This window comes from bacterium, from assembly GCA_037131655.1.
GTDB lineage: Bacteria > Armatimonadota > Fimbriimonadia > Fimbriimonadales > JBAXQP01 > JBAXQP01.
In genome coordinates this window covers 1-4148 of the sequence record JBAXQP010000240.1, presented here as the reverse complement: position 1 = coordinate 4148, position 4148 = coordinate 1, and the positions used below count along the sequence as shown (strand labels likewise).

Sequence of the window (4148 nt, the reverse complement as noted above, 5' to 3'; positions counted from 1 at the left end):
ACCATGCGGGCCTGTCGCCCATTATTAACCATGCTAATTGTAGCACAGTGCACAAATTGGGGGAAGGGTAGGGAAATTTTAGCGGCATGATGAGTTGCTTTGCCAGGAAAGCCTTGCTATACTGCAATTTCGGAATACCCGAAATGAGCAGGATTGTTTAGGAGGAAAAGATGTCGCAAAATGAAGAGCTGGAACTGGTTAAGGTATTCCAAAGCGACGACCTGGGAACGTTTTTATTGGCGAAGACGTATCTGGATTCAATTGAGATTCCACATCTCGAGAAAACGAAGAATTTCAAGATCTGATAGGGTATGGTCGCTTCCTCTTTGGGGTCAATATGCTCACCGGGCCTATGGAGATTTGGGTAAGTAGCAAAGACGCAAAGGATGCACTGGAGATATTGCAGGATCTGAAATGAGACGAGGGGTCTTCTCTCTGACGTGAAGGTCGGGGGTTATAACCGATAAGCAAACTGTCAGCAGATTAGCGCGACTTCTGTTGCTTTGCATGGAAAGCCTTGCTATACTGCACATAATATTGTAGTGAGGAGTATAGATTTTTGACAGCGATTTCGGAGTATCTTAAGCAGGTCGAGTATGCATTACAGGCTGGTAGTGCTACCGAACACACCTACCGACCTGCATTGAAAGCCTTTATTGAAGCTGTGGCGCAGGAGAATGGCCTCACCATAACTGCAACCAATGAGCCAAAGCGTGTCAAATGTGGTGCTCCAGATTTTATCGTCACCAAAGGGCAAACTCCACTGGGATACATCGAAGCAAAGGATGTAGATACTCAATTAACCACCGTCGAAAAAAGCGAACAGATGGCACGCTACCTGGACGGACTGGGCAACCTTATTCTCACTGATTATCTGGAATTCCGTTGGTATGCCGGCGGGGAAAAGCGTATGACAGTACGGCTGGCATATGTGGGACGCAACAATAAGGTGATTGTTGATGCAGATGGCGAAGCACGCATTACCGAGTTAATATGCGAATTCCTGCGTGAGAATGTCCCGACAATCAATAATCCTAGAGATTTGGCGACACGCATGGCCTCTCTTACCCATCTACTTCGCGATGCGATGGCTATTGCATATGAGGAAGAGGGCGTGCGAGGTGGATTGCTACATGACCAATTAAGCAGTTTCCGCGAAGTGCTGATCCATGATTTGAAACCTGCTGATTTTGTGGATATGTACGCCCAAACACTGTGTTATGGCCTGTTCACGTCCCGGTGTAGTATGCCAGTGAATGAAGAGTTCACACGGCGGAATTCACCCCATTTCTTGCCCAAAACCAACCCATTTCTGCGAAAGATGTTCTCACAAATCGCTGGACCAGAACTCGAAGATGAACCTTTCGTCTGGGTGGTGGATAACCTTACAAATTTGCTCAATCGTGCGGATATCGCTGCCATTCTGACGAATTTTGGCAAGCGCACAAGGCAGCAAGACCCGGTGGTGCACTTCTATGAGACCTTCCTTGCAGCATATGACCCCAAACTACGCGAGACACGTGGTGTCTATTACACACCTGAACCAGTGGTCTCTTATATTGTCCGCGGCGTTGATCACCTGCTGAAAACAAAGTTTGCTCTGCCTCAAGGGCTGGCGGATACCAGCAAGGTGTCAAAACTGGATAGCGACGGTCTCAAACATGAGTCGCATAAAGTGCAGATTCTGGATCCTGCTACCGGAACGGGCACCTTCCTTCATGGAGTCATCGACCAGATCTACCAGCACCTTACCGAACAGGGTCAGATTGGCATGTGGAACAGCTATGTAGCAGAGCATCTGCTACCGCGTCTCTTCGGTTTCGAATTACTGATGGCTCCCTATGCCGTAGCGCATATGAAACTAGGGCTGCAACTGTCCGAACTTGGTTACGATTTTCATGCTAATGAACGCTTGCGCATCTATTTGACTAATACCCTACAGGAAGCATTTGAGTTGCCACCGGCTTCTGGATTTACGCAATGGCTAAATGCAGAAGCAGCAGAGGCAAACCAAGTTAAGCAGAATTTGCCCATACTTGTAATACTTGGTAACCCCCCCTATTCTGGTCATTCTGCCAATAAGGGCAAGTGGATTTCTGACTTGCTACACGGAAAAGATACCATGACAGGAAAGGCTACTGCCAATTATTTCAAAATTGATGGGAATCCTTTGCTGGAACAAAATCCCAAATATCTGAATGACGACTATGTTAAATTTATGCGCTTTGCTCAGTGGCGCATTGATCAAACCGGATATGGCATCCTCGCGTTTATAACCAATAACGGGTATCTGGACAACCCTACCTTTAAAGGTATGCGTCATAGTTTATGGCATTCTTTCGACGAGATTTATCTCCTCGACTTACATGGGAATAGCAAAAAAGGGGAGAAAACCCCAGATGGTGGGAAAGATGAAAACGTTTTTGACATTCAGCAAGGTGTTTCTATCGGTTTTTTCGTCAAATATCCATCGCCACAAAAAACGAATGGAACAACAGCTCGAGTATTCCATACAGGATATTGGGGAACACGTAAAAGTAAGTATGAGCGTTTGAATAACGAAAGTATCTCGCTATCAAAATGGCAGGAGCTTTCCCCACAGGCACCATATTTCTTCTTTGTACCTTTAAACACCACGCTGCTACCAGAATATGAAAACGGCTGGGAGATCACTGACATTTTATGCGTCAATTCAACCGGAATTAAAACACATCGAGATGATTTTGTTATCGATGTAAGTTCCACGTCGTTACGAAAACGTATTGAAAGTTTCAGGGATTTGAATATTAGCGATGATGTCGTTGCATGCACCTTCAATCTTAATAATACCAGAGATTGGAAAATATCAGGAAATCGAAAGTCATTAGCATCCGATAAGAATTGGGAATCATATTTCACCCAATGCCTATATCGTCCTTTCGATAAAAGGTTTTATTATCATCATGAGTCAGTAGTCGAATTGCCACGTCATGAGGTGATGCATCATTTTATGAAGGGTGATAATTACGGGCTGGTGACAACAAGGCAAACTCGGGATACCTGGGGTGCACTGGCAACCCAAAGTATCTCCGATCACAAATGTTGCGCAGCGTACGATACGAACTACCTCTTCCCACTCTATCTGTATCCTAACGGCAAACCAAAAGCTGGCCTGTTTGATTTGGACACTCCAAGCCAGGCACCGGGGGGGCGGCGTCCCAATCTCGCGGCGGAATTCATTGCGGACTGTGCAGCAAAACTTCATATGAATTTCGTACCCGATGGCAAAGGGGATTTACAGACGACCTTCGGGCCAGAAGACATCTTCAGCTACATGTATGCTATCTTCCATGCACCAACCTACCGTAGCCGTTATGAGGAATTTCTGAAGATCGACTTCCCGCGTTTGCCAATTACAAGTAACCCAGTATTATTCCGCAACCTATGTGCACTGGGTGATGAATTAGTAAGGTTGCACTTGATGGAGCAGCAGGCAGCGCTAACCACTCGCTTTCGGATAGCAGGTAGTAATGTTGTGGGAAAGGTATCTTTCACCTGCCCGCATAATGAAGAACTGGGACGAGTGTGGATAAATAAGACACAGTACATCGATGGAGTTCCAGCGGAGGTGTGGGAGTTCTACATCGGTGGCTATCAAGTGTGCGATAAATGGCTGAAAGACCGCAAAGGGAGAGAATTAACCTTTGACGATGTCATCAATTACCAGCACATCATCGCCGCTCTCGCCGAAACAAAGCGAATCATGCAGGAAATTGATGACATTATCGATGCCAACAGTGGTTGGCCAATACGTTAGGGCTGGTATTCCCGTTCAATTGTCCTTTATCCCCCCATCTCCTCCGCCGCCAACATTCCGGCGGTTATCGCCGCTACGGCGGTGCTGCCACCGTTGACGATGTCGCCGCCGGCGTAGACGTTGGGGAGGCTGGTGCGCGTGGTGCCTTCTCCGGTGATGATGTAGCCCCATTTGTTTAGTTCCACGCCGGGGAGGAGCTGATCCAGCTTCGCCGGGGGGAGCTGGCCGATGGCTTCCACCACCAGGTCCACCTCCAGCAGGAACTCCGAGCCGGGTATCACCACTGGCGCGCGGCGGCCGCTGGCATCCGGGGCACCCAGTTGCGTGCGCAGTATCTGCACGCCCATCAGGT

At 47.7% G+C, this 4148-nt stretch carries 3 protein-coding genes; 2 read left to right on the top strand and 1 reads right to left on the bottom strand.

The genetic code is table 11. From position 1 onward, the window contains the following. Nucleotides 1-170: 170 nt before the first annotated feature. Both WCO51_10390 and WCO51_10385 read left to right on the top strand, forming a co-directional pair. Nucleotides 171-305, top strand: a complete 135-nt coding sequence (locus tag WCO51_10390) for a hypothetical protein (protein ID MEI6513665.1) — start codon at nucleotides 171-173, stop codon at nucleotides 303-305. A 254-nt stretch (nucleotides 306-559) separates the two neighbouring features. Next, nucleotides 560-3796, top strand: coding sequence for a type ISP restriction/modification enzyme (locus tag WCO51_10385; protein ID MEI6513664.1), 3237 nt, complete (start codon nucleotides 560-562; stop codon nucleotides 3794-3796). A 26-nt stretch (nucleotides 3797-3822) separates the two neighbouring features. On the opposite strand, the gene WCO51_10380 is transcribed toward WCO51_10385, so the two are convergent. After that, a partial coding sequence (locus tag WCO51_10380) for an FAD-dependent oxidoreductase (protein ID MEI6513663.1) occupies nucleotides 3823-4148 on the bottom strand: 326 nt, incomplete at its 5' end.

Excerpts from the sequence above, each read along its gene's own strand:
- WCO51_10390 (MEI6513665.1), top strand. The coding sequence starts at position 171 with ATGTCGCAAAATGAAGAGCTGGAACTGGTTAAGGTATTCCAAAGCGAC.